The organism is Streptomyces sp. E-08, assembly GCF_049913095.1.
Lineage (GTDB): Bacteria > Actinomycetota > Actinomycetes > Streptomycetales > Streptomycetaceae > Streptomyces.
Window position 1 is genome coordinate 5,794,002 of the sequence record NZ_CP183971.1, and the last position, 17,291, is coordinate 5,811,292.

Annotated in this window: 20 protein-coding genes; 14 read left to right on the forward strand and 6 right to left on the reverse strand. The window is 71.6% G+C overall.

Annotation, left to right across the window (positions count from 1 at the left end; all coding sequences use genetic code 11):
• Positions 1-4: 4 nt before the first annotated feature.
• A complete protein-coding gene (gene meaB, locus ACN9MM_RS26890) occupies positions 5-961 on the forward strand; it encodes a methylmalonyl Co-A mutase-associated GTPase MeaB (RefSeq protein WP_426366180.1) in 957 nt (318 codons plus the stop codon).
• Between the two features lie 62 nt (positions 962-1,023).
• On the opposite strand, the gene ACN9MM_RS26895 is transcribed toward meaB, so the two are convergent.
• The 4 genes from ACN9MM_RS26895 to ACN9MM_RS26910 all read right to left on the reverse strand — a co-directional run bounded on the left by ACN9MM_RS26895 (position 1,024) and on the right by ACN9MM_RS26910 (position 3,699).
• Positions 1,024-1,500 carry a MarR family winged helix-turn-helix transcriptional regulator gene (locus tag ACN9MM_RS26895; RefSeq protein ID WP_426366181.1) on the reverse strand — a complete coding sequence of 159 codons (477 nt, stop codon included), beginning with the start codon at positions 1,498-1,500 and terminating at the stop codon, positions 1,024-1,026.
• Positions 1,501-1,628: 128 nt separating this feature from the next.
• The gene (locus ACN9MM_RS26900) at positions 1,629-2,414 is read right to left on the reverse strand and encodes an AIM24 family protein (RefSeq protein WP_426366183.1); all 786 of its coding nucleotides are present in this window, start codon (positions 2,412-2,414) and stop codon (positions 1,629-1,631) included.
• Positions 2,411-3,061, reverse strand: coding sequence for an AIM24 family protein (locus ACN9MM_RS26905; RefSeq protein ID WP_426366184.1), 651 nt, complete (start codon positions 3,059-3,061; stop codon positions 2,411-2,413). The genes ACN9MM_RS26900 and ACN9MM_RS26905 overlap by 4 nt, the downstream gene beginning before the upstream one ends.
• Complete coding sequence (locus ACN9MM_RS26910; RefSeq protein ID WP_041662875.1) at positions 3,061-3,699, reverse strand: AIM24 family protein; 639 nt, start codon at positions 3,697-3,699, stop codon at positions 3,061-3,063. Before ACN9MM_RS26910 ends, ACN9MM_RS26905 begins: the two co-directional genes overlap by 1 nt.
• A 107-nt stretch (positions 3,700-3,806) precedes the next feature.
• Here ACN9MM_RS26910 and ACN9MM_RS26915 point away from each other — a divergent pair, with 107 nt between their 5' ends.
• The 5 genes from ACN9MM_RS26915 (at position 3,807) to ACN9MM_RS26935 (ending at position 6,681) form a co-directional block, all read left to right on the forward strand.
• Entirely contained in the window at positions 3,807-4,160 is a 354-nt protein-coding gene (locus ACN9MM_RS26915; protein ID WP_382868100.1) for a DUF3817 domain-containing protein, read from the forward strand.
• A complete protein-coding gene (locus ACN9MM_RS26920) occupies positions 4,157-4,450 on the forward strand; it encodes an MTH1187 family thiamine-binding protein (protein ID WP_382868101.1) in 294 nt (97 codons plus the stop codon). Before ACN9MM_RS26915 ends, ACN9MM_RS26920 begins: the two co-directional genes overlap by 4 nt.
• 157 nt (positions 4,451-4,607) lie before the next feature.
• Positions 4,608-5,330, forward strand: a complete 723-nt coding sequence (locus ACN9MM_RS26925) for a hypothetical protein (RefSeq protein ID WP_426366186.1) — start codon at positions 4,608-4,610, stop codon at positions 5,328-5,330.
• A complete protein-coding gene (locus tag ACN9MM_RS26930; RefSeq protein WP_426366187.1) occupies positions 5,327-6,010 on the forward strand; it encodes a DUF4166 domain-containing protein in 684 nt (227 codons plus the stop codon). Before ACN9MM_RS26925 ends, ACN9MM_RS26930 begins: the two co-directional genes overlap by 4 nt.
• A complete protein-coding gene (locus ACN9MM_RS26935; protein ID WP_426366188.1) occupies positions 6,007-6,681 on the forward strand; it encodes a TetR/AcrR family transcriptional regulator in 675 nt (224 codons plus the stop codon). The genes ACN9MM_RS26930 and ACN9MM_RS26935 overlap by 4 nt, the downstream gene beginning before the upstream one ends.
• Positions 6,682-6,684: 3 nt before the next feature.
• Here ACN9MM_RS26935 and ACN9MM_RS26940 read toward each other — a convergent pair whose 3' ends face one another.
• The gene (locus tag ACN9MM_RS26940; RefSeq protein WP_426366189.1) at positions 6,685-7,677 is read right to left on the reverse strand and encodes a DUF5937 family protein; all 993 of its coding nucleotides are present in this window, start codon (positions 7,675-7,677) and stop codon (positions 6,685-6,687) included.
• 80 nt (positions 7,678-7,757) lie between these two features.
• Between ACN9MM_RS26940 and ACN9MM_RS26945 the strand changes: the two genes are divergently transcribed.
• The 4 genes from ACN9MM_RS26945 to ACN9MM_RS26960 all read left to right on the forward strand — a co-directional run bounded on the left by ACN9MM_RS26945 (position 7,758) and on the right by ACN9MM_RS26960 (position 11,881).
• The gene (locus tag ACN9MM_RS26945; RefSeq protein WP_426366190.1) at positions 7,758-9,179 is read left to right on the forward strand and encodes an MFS transporter; all 1,422 of its coding nucleotides are present in this window, start codon (positions 7,758-7,760) and stop codon (positions 9,177-9,179) included.
• A 31-nt stretch (positions 9,180-9,210) separates the two neighbouring features.
• Positions 9,211-9,720, forward strand: a complete 510-nt coding sequence (locus tag ACN9MM_RS26950; RefSeq protein ID WP_382868107.1) for a MarR family winged helix-turn-helix transcriptional regulator — start codon at positions 9,211-9,213, stop codon at positions 9,718-9,720.
• A gap of 55 nt (positions 9,721-9,775) precedes the next feature.
• Positions 9,776-10,108, forward strand: coding sequence for a DUF3817 domain-containing protein (locus ACN9MM_RS26955; RefSeq protein WP_426366192.1), 333 nt, complete (start codon positions 9,776-9,778; stop codon positions 10,106-10,108).
• 72 nt (positions 10,109-10,180) lie between these two features.
• On the forward strand, positions 10,181-11,881 hold the full coding sequence (locus ACN9MM_RS26960) for an acyl-CoA mutase large subunit family protein (protein WP_382868109.1): 1,701 nt from the start codon (positions 10,181-10,183) through the stop codon (positions 11,879-11,881).
• A gap of 126 nt (positions 11,882-12,007) precedes the next feature.
• On the opposite strand, the gene ACN9MM_RS26965 is transcribed toward ACN9MM_RS26960, so the two are convergent.
• Positions 12,008-12,643, reverse strand: coding sequence for a TetR/AcrR family transcriptional regulator (locus tag ACN9MM_RS26965; RefSeq protein ID WP_426368836.1), 636 nt, complete (start codon positions 12,641-12,643; stop codon positions 12,008-12,010).
• 337 nt (positions 12,644-12,980) lie between these two features.
• Between ACN9MM_RS26965 and ACN9MM_RS26970 the strand changes: the two genes are divergently transcribed.
• From ACN9MM_RS26970 to ACN9MM_RS26985, 4 genes are all read left to right on the forward strand, one after another.
• The gene (locus ACN9MM_RS26970; RefSeq protein ID WP_426366194.1) at positions 12,981-13,946 is read left to right on the forward strand and encodes a tetratricopeptide repeat protein; all 966 of its coding nucleotides are present in this window, start codon (positions 12,981-12,983) and stop codon (positions 13,944-13,946) included.
• A gap of 593 nt (positions 13,947-14,539) precedes the next feature.
• On the forward strand, positions 14,540-15,220 hold the full coding sequence (locus tag ACN9MM_RS26975; protein WP_382873267.1) for a DUF6230 family protein: 681 nt from the start codon (positions 14,540-14,542) through the stop codon (positions 15,218-15,220).
• A 117-nt stretch (positions 15,221-15,337) separates the two neighbouring features.
• Positions 15,338-15,907: a DUF6114 domain-containing protein gene (locus tag ACN9MM_RS26980; protein ID WP_426366195.1), complete on the forward strand. Its 570-nt coding sequence runs from the start codon at positions 15,338-15,340 to the stop codon at positions 15,905-15,907.
• A complete protein-coding gene (locus ACN9MM_RS26985; protein WP_426366197.1) occupies positions 15,897-17,216 on the forward strand; it encodes a hypothetical protein in 1,320 nt (439 codons plus the stop codon). Before ACN9MM_RS26980 ends, ACN9MM_RS26985 begins: the two co-directional genes overlap by 11 nt.
• The last annotated feature ends 75 nt before the right edge of the window (positions 17,217-17,291 follow it).

A 17,291-nucleotide genomic window follows, 5' to 3' on the forward strand; every position in this document is an offset into this window, starting at 1 on the left:
GCAGATGGTGGACGTCCCCGAACTCGTCGCCCAGGCCCGGGAGGGCAGGCCGCGGGCCGTGGCCCGGCTGATCTCGCTGGTGGAGGGGGCGTCCCCGCAGCTGCGGGAGGTGATGGCGGCGCTCGCGCCGCTCACCGGCGGCGCGTACGTGGTGGGCCTGACCGGCTCGCCGGGCGTGGGCAAGTCCACGTCGACGTCCGCGCTGGTCTCCGCGTACCGCAGGGCGGGCAGGCGGGTCGGCGTCCTGGCCGTCGACCCGTCCTCGCCGTTCAGCGGGGGAGCGCTCCTCGGTGACCGGGTCCGGATGTCGGAGCACGCCTCCGACCCGGGCGTCTACATCCGCTCCATGGCGACCCGCGGTCATCTGGGCGGGCTCGCCTGGTCCGCCCCGCAGGCCATCCGCGTCCTGGACGCGGCGGGCTGCGAGGTGATCCTGGTGGAGACCGTCGGCGTCGGGCAGTCGGAGGTCGAGATCGCCTCCCAGGCCGACACCTCGGTCGTCCTGCTCGCGCCGGGCATGGGCGACGGGATCCAGGCCGCGAAGGCGGGCATCCTGGAGATCGGCGACCTGTACGTCGTGAACAAGGCCGACCGGGATGGCGCGGACGCCACCGCCAGGGAGCTCAACCACATGCTGGGGCTCGGCGAGGCGCGGGCCGCGGGCGACTGGCGGCCGCCGATCGTCAAGACGGTCGCGGCGCGCGGCGAGGGCATCGACGAGGTCGTGGAGGCCCTGGAGAAGCACCGCGCGTGGATGGAGGAGCACGGGGTCCTGGCGGAGCGCCGCCGGGCCCGTGCCGCGCGCGAGGTGGAGACCATCGCGGTGACGGCCCTGCGCGAGCGCATCGGCGACCTGCACGGCGACCGGCGTCTGGACGCGCTCGCGGAGCGGATCGTGGCGGGCGCTCTCGATCCGTACGCGGCCTCGGACGAGCTGGTGGCGAGCCTGACCGGAAACTGACCCCGGTACGCACGGAAGGGCCCCTCCGGTGACCGGAGGGGCCCTTCCCGTTCTCTGTCAGGTCACGGCTTGCCGCGGCGGCCGCGGAGCTGCTCGGCGACCGGCTTCAGGGACTCGTGGAGGTCGCCGAGGGCCTCGCCGGTCAGCTGGTCGATGAAGTGCTTGCGCACCGACTCGACATGGTGCGGGGCGACCTTGCGCATGGTCTCCATGCCGTCGTCGGTCAGGACGGCGTAGAGCCCGCGCCGGTCGGACTCGCAGTTCTCGCGGCGTACGAGCCCGGCGTTCTCCATGCGGGTGATCTGGTGGGAGAGCCGGCTCTTGGACTGGAGGGTGGCGGCGGCGAGGTCGCTCATGCGCAGCCGCCGCTCCGGCGACTCCGAGAGGTTCACCAGGATCTCGTAGTCGTTCATCGTCAGGCCGAAGGGCTGGAGGTCCCGCTCCAGCTGGTACGTCAGCATTCTCTGGACGTCCAGGAACGTGCGCCAGGCGCACTGCTCGCCGTCGGTGAGCCAGGGGGTGGCCGTCTCGGTGTCCATGTATGGATTCTACCTAAGAAGTTGAATACTTGACGAAGTATGGGAGTGTGACGCCGCGCACCGCGTCGGGCGCCCCCGTGCGCAACCGGCGCAGACGTTCGAGGCCGTCACACTCCGCAGACTACCGGCTACAGGCCGAAGCGACGCTGGAGGTCACCGAGCTGGCCGGGAAGGCGCGGTACCGCACCCAGCGGCCCCTGGCCGGAACCAGGCGCCCCGTGCCCGCCCGGAACACCCGCCTGCGCCGGCGGCGCGCCGACCGCCCGCTCCTGCATCAGCAGCTCCGTCGACTGGAGCAGTACCGTACCCGCCCCGACGAACTCGAACTGGTGCTCCTCGCCCGAGGTGCCGCCGATGCCCGTCAGCGCGCGGACGCCGCCCATCACGCCCGTCATGTAGCCGTGGTCGTAATGGTGACAGGGCGAGGGGCAGTCCGCCCACCCGACCAGCGCCTGCGGGTCCACCCGCATCGGCGGCTCCATGAAGACCACCGGGCCGTTCGACGCCGCCACGAACTTGCCCGTGCCGATCAGCGTCACGAAGCCCGGCACGATCGACTGCTTCAGCGCCAGCGTCGGCTGGTAGGCCAGCAGGTTCCCGGAGCGGATCGTCAGATTGCCCTCGTCCAGGTCGTACGAGTTCACGTCGAAGGCCCGGTCCGCGAGCAGCATCTTCCCGCTGCCCTCGGCCACCACCCAGTCGCTCGCGTGCAGCGGCGAGTGGAAGGACGTCCGCACCAGCCGGTCGAGCCGGCCGTGCCCGATGCCGTTGAACTCGATCCGCCCGTAGTAGGCGATCATCTTCCCCTTCTGCAGGAACCACTGGGAGCCCTTGAGCTCCACGCAGAAGGTGTACGGATTGACGTTGTCGTCCGACGGCAGGGAGTGCGGGTCGTGGATGACAGGGGTGCTCACAGCTTCTCCTCCGAGGCCTGGACGTACACCGCGCCGCTGCCGCTCAGCTCCAGCTGGAAGGCCTCGCCCGAGCCGCGCCCCACCATGTCGCGCCAGCCGAGCGCCGTGGAGAGCTTGTTCCGCACGTCGCCGTGGTGCGCCACGTACGCCTGCGGGTCCACGTGCACCGGGCGGCCCGGGGTGATCGGCAGCTCGATGACACCGCCGTGCGCCATGACGGCCACCGAGCCGTGGCCCTTCAGGGTCGTGGTGAAGAGGCCCTGGCCGGTCACCTGGCCGCGGACCATGCCCATGACCCCGCCCTGTGAGCCCATGAACATCGTGCCCTGCTCCAGGGTGCCGTCGAAGGCGAGCAGCCGGTCGGCCTCGACGTACAGGGTGTCGCCCGTCAGCGCGATCACCTGGATGTGATGTCCGCCGTGCCCGAACATCACCGTGCCGCTGCCCTCGACGGTCATCAGCGGGGTCGCCTCGCCGGCCACCCGGCGGCCGATCATCGACATCAGGCCGCCCTGACCGCCCGCCATGTTCGGCGTGAAACTGACGTCGCCGCGGTACGCGAGCATCGCGCCGCGCTGACTGAACATCCGCTGCCCGGGGACGACGGTCGCCTCGACCATCTTCGAGTTGATCTCGCGGAACGGCATCAGACGTCGCCCCCGATCGTGTTGCGCTCGCTCGGCTGGACGTAGACGAGCCCGTCGCCCTCGAAGCGGATCTGGAAGGCCTCGCCGCCGCCCTCGCCCATGAGGGTGCGGAAGGTCACCCCGGACTGGAAGTGCTGCTGGAGGTTGCCCTGGTGGGCGATGTACGCGCCCGGGTCGACCTGGAGCGGGTACTGCGGGGTCACCCGCAGCACCACCGCCGGGCCGTCCGACATGATCGCCGCCTGGCCCGTGCCCTCGACGGTCGTGGTGAAGAGGCCGTTGCCGGTGGCGCCGCCGCGCAGCCCCGTGAAGGTGGTGCCGGTGCGCAGTCCCGCGTCGGTGCAGAGCAGATTGCTCGCCTCGACCCAGAGCTTGTCGCCGTGCAGGGAGACGAGGTTGATCTCGGAGGCCCGGTCGGCGAACCAGCAGGTCCCCTGGCCGCGGACCTCCATCACCTCCATCTGCTCACCCGTGAGCCGGCGGGTCACCATGCCGCGCAGGCCCTCACCGCCGCCGCTCATCTTCTTGAACGCCATCTGGCCGTCGTAGGCGACCATCGAGCCGTTCTTCGCCTTGACGGCGTCGCCGGTCATGGAGACGGCGAGCACTTTGCTGCCTTGGAGTCGGAACGTTGCCACCCGAGGAAGGTACTGGGCCCCCGGCTAAAGAGACAGCAAAGTCGCCGTGCACAATGGACGGGCCCTTGTGCATCCGTTCACAAGATCGAACGAAGGTGACCCCCTCCGTGGACATCAAGACCGCTTCCTCCCTCCACCGGCTCCGGCTCGTCTCCGCGCCGGAGGCCGTCTCGTTCCTGCTCCTGCTCGTCTGCTCGGTGCTCAAGCGGACGACGGACTTCAACGCGGTGCCGGTCATGGGCGCGATCCACGGCATCCTCTTCGTCCTGTACGTCCTCTTCTGGCTGGACGCCTGGAACCGCACCAAGTGGAGCTTCGGGACGGCCGCCCTCTACTTCGTCCTCTCGGTGCTGCCGCTCGGCGGCTTCTACGCCGAGCGGAAGCTGAAGCGCGAGGCCGAGGACGCGGTCATCGCCTCCCGCGCCCGCGCGGAGCAGGCCCAGGGTGCGGTGAAGGCATGATCGTCGCGTTCTCCGTGACCCCCCTCGGCGTGGGGGAGGAGGTCGGCGAGTACGTCGCCGACGCGGTCCGGGTCGTGCGTGAGTCGGGGCTCCCGAACCGCACCGACGCGATGTTCACCTCGATCGAGGGCGAGTGGGACGAGGTCATGGACGTCGTGAAGCGCGCCGTCGCCGCCGTCGAGGCCCGCGCGCCGCGCGTCTCGGTGGTCATGAAGGCCGACATCCGTCCCGGCGTGACGGACGGTCTGACCTCGAAGGTCGACACGGTGGAGCGCCACCTCGGGGCCTGACGCCCCGCCCGCGCACGAAGAAGCCCCCGGTCCTGGGTCCAGGGCCGGGGGCTTCTTCGCGCCCACTGGTTGAGCGACTGCTCAAAATCCGCTACGTTCCCTCCCGAGGCAGTTTTGAGCAGTCGCTCAAAGTGCTGGACGAGCCGGGGGAACAGCCATGGGTCTCTACATCGAGACGCGGATACGCGCGGACCTGGACACCCTCTGGGAACGCACCCAGGAGCCCGACCGCCACCAGCGGTGGGACCTGCGGTTCACGGAGATCTCCCACCTCCCGCGTGCCGACGGCGAGCCCCAGCACTTCCGCTACGCGACCCGCGTCCTGCCCTTCCTGGCCGTCGCCGGCACCGGTGTCTCCGCGGGGGAGCGCCACCGGGCCGGCGGCGACCGGGTCTCCGCCCTCCGGTTCGCCTCGCCGCACCCGCTCTCGCTCCTCGCCGAGGGCAGCGGCTACTGGCGCTACGTCCCGACCCCGGACGGCGTCCGCTTCCTCACCGGCTACGACTACCGGCCCCGCTGGGGCCGCACCGGCCGGATCGCCGACCGGCTCCTCTTCCGGCCCCTCATGGGCTGGGCCACCGCCTGGTCCTTCGACCGGCTCCGGCTCTGGTGCGAACGGGGCATCACCCCGGAGCGCTCGCGGAACCGCTGGCTGCTCGAACTCGTCGCCCGCGTGCTGCTCGTGGCCGTGCCGCTCGCCCTGACCCGGCTGCCGCTGGGGTTCGTGTCGCTCGACGCCGTGCCGCTCACCGTCCTCGGGCTCGCCGCCGCCGTCCTCGTACCGCCGTCCTCGCGCGCACCGGCGGCCCGGCGCTGTCTGCGCACCCCGCCCGCCCGCCACCGGGAGCCCCGGCTCCTCGCCACCCTGGAGCAGGCGTGACCTCGATCTTCCGCAAAGCCATGGGGGACGCCGCCTTCGAGCGGCTGCACCCCGAGCTCCAGCGACGCTTCTCGGTCGGGATCGCGAGCGGCGAGCTGTGCGTCGGACGGGGCGTCATGGACCACATCTGGCACGGCCCGGCCTTCGTGAAGCCCTTCCTCGCGCTCGGCGGACTGCGGAACATCCTGCTGCCCCGCACCGGCCGCGACGTCCCCTTCACCATCGAGAACGTCCCCTACGCCGACTCGTACGGACGGGAGACCGTCACCTTCGTCCGCACCTTCGACCTGCCCGGCGGCCCCCGGCGCTTCGACGCCACCATGGTCCACAGCCCCGAGCGCGACTGCGTCCTCGACTACCTCGGCACCCACCAGCACCTCGCGAGCGACCTGCACCCGACCGCCGAACACGACGGCTCGCTCCTCATCACCTCCGGCGAACACCGCTTCCGCGAGGGCCCGCTCGACCTGCGCGTCCCCGAACTCGTCGGCGCCCGGGCCGAGGTGCGCGAGTCCTTCGACGAGCGCACCGGCCGCTTCCGCATCGACGTGCGGGTGGTCAACCGGTACTTCGGGCCGCTCTTCGGCTACCGGGGGTCCTTCACCGCCACCTACGCCGACGTACGCTCCCACGGGGTGCGCGCGGGGCTGCGCCCCGTGCGCGAGGAGGTACGGGCATGAGCGGGCGGGCCGCGGAGGACGTGAAGGCGCGGGACGCCAGGAGCCGGGAGACCCGGGACAAGCTCCTCGACGGCGCCCTGCGCACCCTCGTCGAACAGGGCATCGCCAAGACCTCCGCGCGAGCGATCGCGACCACCGCCGGGGTCAACCAGGCCCTCGTCTTCTACCACTTCGGCTCCGTCGACGAACTGCTCTCCGCCGCCTGCCGGCACGGCGCCGAGCAGCGGGTCGCCCGCCACCGGGAGCGGCTCCGCTCCGTCACCAGCCTCTCCGAACTCCTGGCCTTCGGACGCGAGATGCACGCCGAGGAGCGGGACGCCGGCCATGTCGCCGTCCTCGGGCAGCTGCTCGCCGGCGCCCAGACCCACCCCAGGCTCGCCCCGGCCACCGCCGCCGGGCTCGACCTGTGGATCGCCGAGATCGAACAGGTGCTCGTCCGCGTCCTCGCCGGGACCCCGCTCGCCGGCTTCACCGACCCCGCCGGGCTCGCCCGCGCGGTCGCCGCCTCCTTCGTCGGGCTCGAACTCTACGAAGGGGTCGACCCGGCGGGCGCGGAGGCCGCGCTCACCGCGCTCGAACAGCTCGGCGCGCTGATGGCCGCCGTCGAGGAGCTGAACCCGGTGGCGCGGAAGGCGGTCACGTACACCCTGCGGCGCCGCCTGGAGGCCTGAGGGTCACCCCGGATCGGGCTGCGACAGCGCGATGCCCAGCGGGGTCCGCTCGTACAGCACCTGGTGGCCGTAGCGCCGCGAGGTCACCAGCCCCGCGTCCCGCAGCACCGCCAGGTGCGAGGAGACGGACGAGGGCGCCCGGCCGAGGAGATGGGCGAGCGCCGTGGTCCCCGTCGGCTCGGCCAGGGCGCACAGGACGCCGGCCCGCACCGGCCCGAGCAGCCTGGCCAGCGCCTCCGGGGTGCGGTCCCCGGCCTCCGACCACAGGCCGCCGATCCCGCGCGCCGGGTAGACCACCGTCGGCTGCCAGGGCGGATCGAAGCCGCTCACCACGTCGGGCCAGGTGAACACCGACGGCATCAGGACGAGGCCCTGCCCCTCCAGCGGCCGGATGTGCTCACCGGGGTACGCGACGGTGAGCGTGGAGGTCCCCGCGTCCCAGGCGAAGGCCGGGTGCAGTTCGTCCAGGAGGCGTTCGAGCCCGCCCTCCGCGAGCCGGCGCGAGTGGTACGCCACGTCCGCCTCCAGGAGCGCGCGCAGCCGGGGCCAGTCCGGGGCGATCAGCGCCTCCCACGCCGCCCGGAGCAGTTCGGCCAGCCGCTCCACCGTCCCGGCGGGATCGGCGAGCATCCGCCGCCCCTCCGCGGTGTCCGCCGCCCCGGGTGTCTCGGCGAGCGCCCGCTCGAAGTCGGTCAGGGCGAGCGCCGGGTCGGTCTCCCGTACGGCCCCGATCTCCTGCTCGAAGGAGGCGGCGGGGCCGAGCGGCGGCGGATAGAGGAAGTCCGGGCTGTGCCCGCGCAGCGGCATCAGCAGCTGGAGCGGTGCGAGGTCGACCGCGCGCGCGGCGTCCGCGATCCGCCGCATCCACGGCAGGTGGTAGCCCTGCTTGGAGGGCCGCGCGAGCACCCGCACGGCGGAGTGCGTCTCCCAGAGCGGCGAGATCGCGAACCGGATCCGCAGCGGGTCGGCCTCGCCGAAATGCAGGTGGTACGGCACGGGGCCCCCTGGAACGACCGGAACATTCGCCTGGAGCCGAAAGTTTAGGGCGAGGCGGTCGCGCCGGGCACGCTGCCGCCATGCCCGAGAACGACACCCGGGCGCCGTCCCAGGCGCCCGCGCCCACCCCTGCCCACGAGCAGGGCACCCCGCCGGTCACCGCGCCCGGTGCCGCGCCCGCCGTCACCGCGCGCGGGACCGCGCCCGCCGTGACCGCGTGCGGGACCGCGCCCGCCGTGACCGTGCCCGCCGTCACCGCGCGCGCCGGGACCGCGCCCGCCGGGACGGCTTCCGGAGCCGCCGCCCCCGGCTACCGGGCCGTCTTCGGCGTGCGGGAGTTCCGGGTCGTCTTCGTGGCGCATCTGTTCTCGTTGCTCGGGGTCGTCGTCAGTGAGCTCGCGCTCACCGTCCTCGTCTACGACCTGACCCGCTCCCCGCTCCTCTCCTCGCTCACCTTCGCGCTCGGGTTCCTCCCCTACCTCCTCGGCGGCACCCTCCTCGCCGGGCTCACCGACCGGCTCCCGCCCCGGCGGATCCTCGTCGTCTGCGACCTCGTCTGCGCCGGCTGCGTCGCCGTCATGGTCGTGCCCGCCACCCCCGTCGCCGTCCTCCTCGTCCTGCGCTGCGCCATCGCCGTCGTCTCGCCCGTCTTCAACGGCACCCGCATGGCGACCCTCGCCGACATCCTCGGCGAGGGCGACCTGTTCGTCCTCGGACGGTCGCTGCTGCGGATCGTGTCGCAGAGCGCGCTGCTCACCGGGTTCGCGGCCGGCGGCGTCCTCCTCACGCTCGTCCCCCCGCGCGGCGCCCTCGCCGTCACCGCCACCACGTTCCTCGTCTCGGCGCTGCTGCTGCGTCTCGGGACCGCCCGCCGTCCGGCCAGGGCGGCCGGCGGGGCGAGCGGACTCTCCGGGACCTGGGCCGTGCTGCGGAACCGGCGCGTGCGGGCCCTGATGCTGATGTTCTGGGTGCCGCCGCTCTTCGCCGTCGTCCCCGAGGCGCTCGCCGCCCCCTACGCCGACGAGATCGGCGTCTCCACCGCGGCCCTCGGCCTCCTCATGTGCGCCCTGCCCGTCGGCACGATCGCGGGCGAGCTCTTCGCCGGATCGTTCCTGTCCGCCGCGACCCGTTCCCGGATCGTCCTTCCGCTCGCCGTCACCGGTGTCCTGCCCTACCTCCTGTACGCCCCCCGTCCCGGCGTCGCCCTCGCGGCCGTCGCCCTCTTCCTGGCCGGCGCCACCGGCGCGTACACCCTCGGCCTCGACGCCTGGTTCGTCGCAGCGGTCCCCGAGGAACAGCGGGGGAGGGCCATGACGCTGATGACCGCGGGCATGATGACCGTCCAGGGCGTCGGCATGGCCGGGGCGGGGATCGCCGCCGAGTTCGCCCCCGTGCACACCGTCGTGGCGGGTACCGGAGTCCTCGGCACCCTCTGCCTCCTCGCCGCCGCCGCGGAGCTGCGCGCGACCGAGCCCGGCGACCGAAAGGCGAGACGGGGCTGACCGGCATATGACCAGTCGGTATGGTCGACGGGTGCCGAAGCCGCTCAGTCTCCCCTTCGACCCCATCGCCCGAGCCGACGAACTCTGGCAGAAGCGCTGGGGCCCGGTCCCCTCGATGGCCGCGATCACCTCGATCATGCGCGCCCACCAGATCCTCCTCGCGGAGGTCGACGCGGTCGTGAAGCCGTACGGGCTGACCTTCGCGCGGTACGAGGCCCTGGTCCTGCTCACCTTCTCCAAGGCGGGCGAGCTGCCGATGTCCAAGATCGGCGAGCGGCTGATGGTCCACCCCACCTCGGTGACGAACACGGTGGACCGGCTCGTGCGGTCGGGCCTCGTGGACAAGCGCCCCAACCCCAACGACGGGCGCGGCACCCTCGCCTCCATCACGGACAAGGGCCGCGAGGTGGTCGAGTCCGCGACCCGCGACCTGATGGAGATGGACTTCGGTCTCGGCGCGTACGACGCCGAGGAGTGCGCGGAGATCTTCGCGATGCTGCGCCCGCTGCGGGTCTCCGCGCACGACTTCGACGAGGGCTGACCGGGAACGGGGCCCCCGCGAAGATCGCCCGGAACGTGCCGTTACGCTCGGAGCCATGAAATCCAGCGTGCTGACCCGCTACCGCGTCATGGCGTACGTGACCGCCGTCATGCTGCTCGTGCTGTGCACCTGCATGGTCTTCAAGTACGGGTTCGAGATGGGCGAGGACGTGACCTTCGCGGTCTCCCAGGCCCACGGCGTCCTCTACATCATCTACCTGATCTTCGCCTTCGACCTGGGCTCCAAGGCGAAGTGGCCGTTCGGCAAGCTCCTGTGGGTGCTGCTGTCCGGGACCATCCCGCTCGCCGCCTTCTTCGTCGAGCGCAAGGTCGTCCGCGAGACGCTGCCGCTGGTCAGCGGCGTGCGCCCGGAGCCGGTCAAGGCCTGAGGACTCACCCCCGCACTGATGTGCGGGGGTTTCCCATCGACATTTACTAGGACGTCCTAGTAAATTCGAAGCATGGACGCTGACGCCATCGAGGAAGGCCGCCGTCGCTGGCAGGCCCGTTACGACAAGGCCCGCAAGCGGGACGCCGACTTCACCACGCTCTCCGGCGACGCCGTCGAGCCGGTCTACGGGCCCCGGCCCGGCGACACCTACGAGGGGTTCGAGCGCATCGGCTGGCCCGGTGAGTACCCCTTCACCCGGGGCCTGCACCCGACCGGCTACCGGGGCCGGACCTGGACCATCCGCCAGTTCGCCGGCTTCGGCAACGCCGAGCAGACCAACGAGCGCTACAAGATGATCCTGGCCGCCGGCGGCGGCGGCCTCTCCGTCGCCTTCGACATGCCGACCCTCATGGGCCGCGACTCCGACGACCCCCGCGCCCTCGGCGAGGTCGGCCACTGCGGCGTCGCCATCGACTCCGCCGCCGACATGGAGGTCCTCTTCAAGGACATCCCCCTCGGCGACGTCACGACGTCCATGACGATCTCCGGGCCCGCCGTCCCGGCCTTCTGCATGTACCTGGTCGCCGCCGAGCGCCAGGGCGTCGACCCGGGCGTCCTCAACGGCACGCTCCAGACCGACATCTTCAAGGAGTACATCGCGCAGAAGGAGTGGCTCTTCGAGCCCGAGCCCCATCTGCGCCTCATCGGCGACCTGATGGAGCACTGCGCGGCGAACATCCCCGCGTACAAGCCGCTCTCCGTCTCCGGCTACCACATCCGCGAGGCCGGCGCGACGGCCGCGCAGGAGCTCGCGTACACCCTCGCCGACGGCTTCGGCTACGTGGAGCTCGGCCTGTCCCGCGGCCTCGACGTCGACGTCTTCGCCCCCGGCCTCTCCTTCTTCTTCGACGCGCACCTCGACTTCTTCGAGGAGATCGCCAAGTTCCGCGCCGCCCGCCGCATCTGGGCCCGCTGGATGAAGGAGGTGTACGGCGCCAAGACCGACAAGGCGCAGTGGCTCCGCTTCCACACCCAGACCGCCGGCGTCTCCCTCACCGCCCAGCAGCCGTACAACAACGTCGTACGGACCGCGGTCGAGGCCCTCTCCGCCGTCCTCGGCGGCACCAACTCGCTCCACACCAACGCCCTCGACGAGACCCTCGCGCTCCCCAGCGAGCAGGCCGCCGAGATCGCGCTCCGCACCCAGCAGGTCCTCATGGAGGAGACCGGCGTCGCCAACGTCGCCGACCCGCTGGGCGGTTCCTGGTACGTCGAGCAGCTCACCGACCGCATCGAGGCCGACGCCGAGAAGATCTTCGACCAGATCAAGGAGCGCGGCCGCCGCGCCCACCCCGACGGTCAGCACCCCATCGGCCCCATCACCTCCGGCATCCTGCGCGGCATCGAGGACGGCTGGTTCACCGGCGAGATCGCCGAGTCCGCCTTCCAGTACCAGCGCTCCCTGGAGAAGGGCGACAAGCGGGTCGTCGGCGTCAACGTCCACCACGGCTCCGTCACCGGCGACCTGGAGATCCTGCGGGTCAGCCACGAGGTCGAGTGGGAGCAGGTCCGCGTCCTCGGCGAGCGCAAGGGCCGCCGTGACGACGCCAAGGTCCGCGCCTCGATCGACGCGATGCTGGCCGCCGCCCGCGACGGCTCGAACATGATCGCCCCGATGCTGGAGGCCGTACGGGCCGAGGCCACGCTCGGCGAGATCTGCGACGCCCTGCGCGACGAGTGGGGCGTCTACACGGAGCCCCCGGGCTTCTAGGCCCTCGCACGGAGCCTCCGGGCCTCCGGGACCCCGCCACACGACAGGGGCGGTACGGGGGAGACCTCCACCCTGCCACACGACAGGGGCGGTACGGGAAACCCCCGTACCGCCCCTGTCGTCGTCTCAGGCCCCGGCCGTCGCCGCCGCGCCCAGGCCGCCCACCAGGAGCGCGGAGAGCCGGGCCACCCAGGGCGCGTCCACCGGCTCGGCGCTGACCAGCGCCCGGTGCACCACCGCGCCCGCGATGACGTCGAAGATCAGGTCGTCGGTGGCGTCCACGGCCAGCGGGTCACGGCCCGGCGGGAGTTCGCCGCGCAGCTGCGCCCGCTCGCGGCCCGCCAGGACCAGCCGCTTCTGGCGGTCGACTATGGAGGCGCGTATGCGCTCGCGCAGCGGCTCGTCCCGGGTCGACTCGGCCACCACCGCCATCAGGGCCGTCTTCGTCTCGGGCCGTTCGAGGAGGGCCGCGAACTGGAGCACGACGTGCTCGATGTCGGCCTGGAGGGAACCCAGGTCGGGCATCTCGAGTTCGTCGAAGAGGACGGCGACCGCGTCCACGACGAGCTCGTTCTTGTTGGCCCAGCGGCGGTAGAGCGTCGTCTTCGCAACCCCGGCGCGGCCAGCCACGTCCCCCATCGTGAGCTTGGACCAGCCCAGCTCGACCAGGGCCGCGCGGGTCGCCTCCAGGATGGCCGCGTCGGCCTCGGTGGAGCGGGGGCGCCCGGTACGGCTGCTGCTGGGGGTGGTGCGGCGACACATCGACGACATGGAAAGCGACCATACCCGCCGGTAGGTATACCGCCAGAGGTCGGTGATGTGAGGCAGTTCACCGCCCGGATCGCGCCCGCGCCCTCCCGCCGGATCCGCTCCTGGAGTTACGCTACGACCTGTAGCGAAAGGCATTGAGCGGCCTGAGCGACAACCGCAGTGCCGGGTGGGGACCCGGCGCGACAGAAGGCACCGGATGGGGATCGGGTGCCGACGAAGACGAAGGACCGTGTCGTCCGCACGCCTCGCACACCGGCGGGAGGCGCCCGGACGGCACGGTTCAGCCATGACTTACCGGTTACGCGCGCGGAAGGGGGAGGATGTAGCCATGCAGCCCCGAAACATGTCCATGAGCGGCGTCGTCGACCTCGCCGCGGTGAAGGCGGCCGGAGAGGCCAAGGCGAAGGCGGAGCAGGTGCGCGCCGAAGCCGTCCGGCAGGGCGGTTCCGCCGCCGTGCCCCCGTCGGCCCTGGTGATCGACGTCGACGAGGCCGGCTTCGAGCGCGATGTGCTCCAGCGCTCCGCCGAGGTCCCGGTCGTCCTCGACTTCTGGGCCGAGTGGTGCGAGCCCTGCAAGCAGCTCGGCCCCCTCCTGGAGCGCCTCGCAGTCGAGTACAACGGCCGCTTCCTGCTCGCGAAGATCGACGTCGACGCCAACCAGATGCTGATGCAGCAGTTCGGCATCCAGGGAATTCCGGCCGTTTTCGCGGTGGTCGCCGGTCAGGCCCTGCCGCTCTTCCAGGGTGCGGTGCCCGAGGCGCAGATCCGGGAGACCCTCGACCAGCTCATCCAGGTCGGCGAGGAGCGCTTCGGCCTCACCGGCATCGCCGTGGACGCGGACGCCGACGCCTCGGCCCCCGCCGCGCGGCCGGCCGGTCCGTACGACGCCCTCCTCGAAGCGGCCATGTCCGCGCTCGACGCGGGTGATCTGGCGGGCGCCGTCCAGGCGTACAAGAACGTGCTCGCCGACGACCCGGCCCACCCGGAGGCCAAGCTCGGCCTGGCGCAGGCCGAACTGCTCACCCGGGTGCAGGATCTGGACCCGGGCGCCGCACGGAAGAACGCGGCGGACAATCCGGGCGATGTCGCCGCGCAGATCGCCGCCGCCGACCTCGACCTCGTGGGCGGTCATGTGCAGGACGCCTTCGGCCGTCTCGTGGAGACCGTGCGCCGCACGGCGGGCGAGGACCGGGACGCGGCGCGGCTGCGGCTCCTGGAGCTGTTCGAGGTGATCGGTGCCGACGACCCGCGCGTGACGGCGGCCCGGCAGGCCCTCGCCCGGGTGCTGTTCTAGCTCACCGGGCGTGCCGGATCGTCCGACGATTTGGCAGCAGGGTGACAAAACGCGGCCGCGCTTTACCAAAACTTGGTAATCGCGGCCGCTGTTACTTGCAGTAAATCGAACCCGGCGTTCTGTCCTGATTCATCAGATGATCTCCTGACATTCCCTGTCGCTCGAACGTACCCAGCGTGCCCGTTCGGTCCCGTCCCGCCATGACGTGGTTATCCACCCGTTACTAGCCAGTAACGAACCCCCTTGTGCGGGGGCCCGGAATGGACCACGATCGGCCACGCTCGGTCCGAACCGCACCACCCCGGCAACCAACCGGGTCCGCGGCGAGGGTCCCCACCGAGTGGACCGGTGTTCCGGCACCGGTCGTGGACAGGGGGGTTCCCGCTCTCACCGAACGGGGCCTGTCCAATCAGGTCGTGCTCGAAGGCGCGGCCCATGGTTGTCGCTCGGGGGTGATCGCCGGTGATTCGGAGGCGCATCGCGCCGCCTGATGCCTCGGCGCTCTCCTTCCCGAGGACGTAGCTCTTCTCCCATCCCAGGGTGGCCCCCCGGGGGTCCCTTCGGAGATGTACGTCCGAGAAGGAGGAATTCTCATGAAGTCCCAGGTTCGTGGCGGGACCAGATGGAAGCGGTTCGCCGTCGTCATGGTCCCGAGCGTGGCCGCGACGGCCGCGATCGGTGTCGGCCTCGCCCAGGGCGCGCTCGCCGCGTCCTTCAGCATTTCCGGCCAGGAATTCAAGGTCAAGGCCAACAGCCTCGTCGGTACGGACTTCGTCCAGTACGGCAGCGTGGACGGCGGCAAGGACCTTGAGGGCAAGGACTTCGCCGCCCCGGTGGCCGTGTCCGGCTTCTCCGAGGCCTGGATCACGAACATGTGCCAGTCCGTCGTCACGCCGAAGATCCCGTTCGTCGGCGACGTCACCCTCCGCCTGGAGGCCGGCACCGACGCGGTCAAGTCCGGCAAGGACGAGGACAAGGTCTACGCGAAGGACATCTACCTCGATGTCTCGGAGCTCCAGTCCGACGCCGAGTTCAAGAACCTCGACATCGGCGTCGCCGCCGGTTCGCTCAAGGTGGTCAACGGCAAGGAGGTCCCGGGCAAGCCGGGCATCCAGCCGAACACCAAGGCCAACCCGTACGGCTTCGCCCAGCGCGCCGACCAGGCGACGCTGTCCAACGTGAAGCAGAAGGCCTGGGCCACCACGGCCGGCACCTTCAAGCTCCCCGACCTGCACCTGTCGCTGCACCGGGGCACGGACGCCGAGTGCTACTAGGACCGGCCGGTCCGTAGGACCGATCCGTCCTGAGGGTGGGGCCGTCGTGTGCGGCCCCACCCGCCAGGTTCCTTCTCTTCATCTTTCTCAGCAACACCGCTTCCAGGGAGCTGTTCCATGAGCGCCGAGATCCCCGCCTCCCGCGAAGTCCCCAAAAAGGAGAACCGGTTCAAGGTCTGGAGGCAGAGCCGGCCCTTCTGGGCGGGACTGTTCACCATGATCGGCGGCGTACCGATCGCCTACCTCCCGTACGGGGACCTGCGGCTCGGCAACATCACCATGGCGATGCAGACGACCGCCGGATCGGCCGCCCTGATCATCGGCGTCCTGCTCGTCACGCTCGGACTGACGATGTGGTTCCAGCCCGTCGTGCGGGTGTTCGCGGGCGTCGCGTCGATCGTCCTGGCACTCGTCTCCATCCCGGTGTCGAACTTCGGCGGCCTCGTCGTCGGATTCCTCTTCGCCCTCATCGGCGGAGCCATGTCCGCCGCCTGGGCGCCCGCGCCCCCGGTCGAGGAGATCGAGGACGCACAGCACGAAGGTCGGCCGGAGGCCTCCTACGAGGCCGGTGCGGAGCCCGAGACGGCGGTCGTGCCGGCGGCCCTGGTCCCGGAGCAGCGCGAGGCGGAGCACCAGGCGACCGAAACGACGACCGACGCCAACGGCGGGAGGAACAGTGCGGGGTGACGAGAATCAGTCGGCGCTCGCGAAGGAGGGCCCGCGGCACGCGGCCCCGCGCAAGTCGCTGCTGAACAGGATCCAGGGCCCGGCCGGGAAGGCGATGGCGCTGGCCGCCATGCCGACCGCGGTGCTCGTGGGCATGGGCCTGACGCCCAGACTCGCCCTCGCGGACGACAAGGACATCCCCTTCGCCCCCGGCCCCTGTGTGACGCGCTCGGACGAGCCGACACCGGAGGCGACGGAGACGGCGAAGCCGGAGGAGACCGGCAAGCCCACCGCGACCGCCACGGCCGGCCCGACGGACACGCCCTCGGCGACCGCGACGCCGTCCGCCACCGCGACGCCCTCCGCGACCCCGACGCCCACCGCGACGGCGACCGGACAGACGGCCGTGCCGCAGACGCAGACGCAGCCGCTCGCCCAGGCGACGACCGCCCCCGCGCCCACGGCCACGCCCTCCCCGACGAAGTCCAAGAACCCGCTGGACCCGCTGGGCCTGGGCGACGCCCTGAAGGACCTCTTCGACGGCCCGGACAAGACACCGACGGCCACGCCCACGACGGCGGCGCCGACGACGGCCGCCCCGACGCCGACGCAGGCCCCCGCCGACGAGGCGCCCGCGACCGACGCACCGGCACCGACCGCCACCGCGACCGCCCCGGCGAAGCCGAAGGCGAAGACGGCGGAGGACCCGGACGAGGAGCGGACGAGGACGGCGATCGAGAAGGCCGCCGCCGAGGCCGGTGCGAAGGTCGAGGAGCTCCCCGAGAGCGCCAAGGGCCTCGACGCCAAGCAGGACACGGACATACCCGACGGGGCCAAGCCCCGTTTCCCGTGCCCCGAGCTCGACGAGAAGGCGCTCGCCGAGGCCGACCTGGAGCCGGGCCTCCCGCTGCTGCCGGACGAGCCGTGGCGCCTGGAGAGCTCGCTGCTCACGCTGAACGGTCTGAAGTACCACGGCATAGTCGAGGTGAAGACCGGCAGCGGCAAGATCAAGAAGGTGCTGAAGTTCACCGCCTCCTCGGTGGACATCAAGGACCTGCACCAGATGACCGAGCACTCCGAGGGGCGCACCGCGCACATCCGCTCGGCGAAGGGCTCGACCTCGACCATCCGCAACGGCACGGTGACGATGTACACGGAGGAGCTGAAGGGCAACCTCTTCGGCCTCATCCCGATCACGTTCGCCCCCGAGTCCCCGCCGCCCCTGGACGTCCCGTTCGCCTTCTTCACCAGCGTGAAGCTGAAGCAGGCGGGCCAGTTCGGCGGCACCCTCAAGGTCAAGGACCTCCGCAACACGATCGAGCCCAGCTGACCCCCCGTACCACTCCGGGAGCCGCACACGACGAGGGCCCCCGTCCGATCCGGACGGGGGCCCTCGTCATGCGTC

What these genes read in the sequence shown, in the direction of transcription:
- meaB (WP_426366180.1), top strand. Translation starts at nt 5, where the DNA reads ATGGTGGACGTCCCCGAACTCGTCGCCCAGGCCCGGGAGGGCAGGCCG.
- ACN9MM_RS26895 (WP_426366181.1), bottom strand. Translation starts at nt 1,500, where the DNA reads ATGGACACCGAGACGGCCACCCCCTGGCTCACCGACGGCGAGCAGTGC.
- ACN9MM_RS26905 (WP_426366184.1), bottom strand. Translation starts at nt 3,061, where the DNA reads ATGCCGTTCCGCGAGATCAACTCGAAGATGGTCGAGGCGACCGTCGTC.
- ACN9MM_RS26920 (WP_382868101.1), top strand. Translation starts at nt 4,157, where the DNA reads ATGATCGTCGCGTTCTCCGTGACCCCCCTCGGCGTGGGGGAGGAGGTC.
- ACN9MM_RS26925 (WP_426366186.1), top strand. Translation starts at nt 4,608, where the DNA reads ATGGGTCTCTACATCGAGACGCGGATACGCGCGGACCTGGACACCCTC.
- ACN9MM_RS26935 (WP_426366188.1), top strand. Translation starts at nt 6,007, where the DNA reads ATGAGCGGGCGGGCCGCGGAGGACGTGAAGGCGCGGGACGCCAGGAGC.
- ACN9MM_RS26945 (WP_426366190.1), top strand. Translation starts at nt 7,758, where the DNA reads ATGCCCGAGAACGACACCCGGGCGCCGTCCCAGGCGCCCGCGCCCACC.
- ACN9MM_RS26955 (WP_426366192.1), top strand. Translation starts at nt 9,776, where the DNA reads ATGAAATCCAGCGTGCTGACCCGCTACCGCGTCATGGCGTACGTGACC.
- ACN9MM_RS26960 (WP_382868109.1), top strand. Translation starts at nt 10,181, where the DNA reads ATGGACGCTGACGCCATCGAGGAAGGCCGCCGTCGCTGGCAGGCCCGT.
- ACN9MM_RS26965 (WP_426368836.1), bottom strand. Translation starts at nt 12,643, where the DNA reads ATGTGTCGCCGCACCACCCCCAGCAGCAGCCGTACCGGGCGCCCCCGC.
- ACN9MM_RS26970 (WP_426366194.1), top strand. Translation starts at nt 12,981, where the DNA reads ATGCAGCCCCGAAACATGTCCATGAGCGGCGTCGTCGACCTCGCCGCG.
- ACN9MM_RS26975 (WP_382873267.1), top strand. Translation starts at nt 14,540, where the DNA reads ATGAAGTCCCAGGTTCGTGGCGGGACCAGATGGAAGCGGTTCGCCGTC.
- ACN9MM_RS26980 (WP_426366195.1), top strand. Translation starts at nt 15,338, where the DNA reads ATGAGCGCCGAGATCCCCGCCTCCCGCGAAGTCCCCAAAAAGGAGAAC.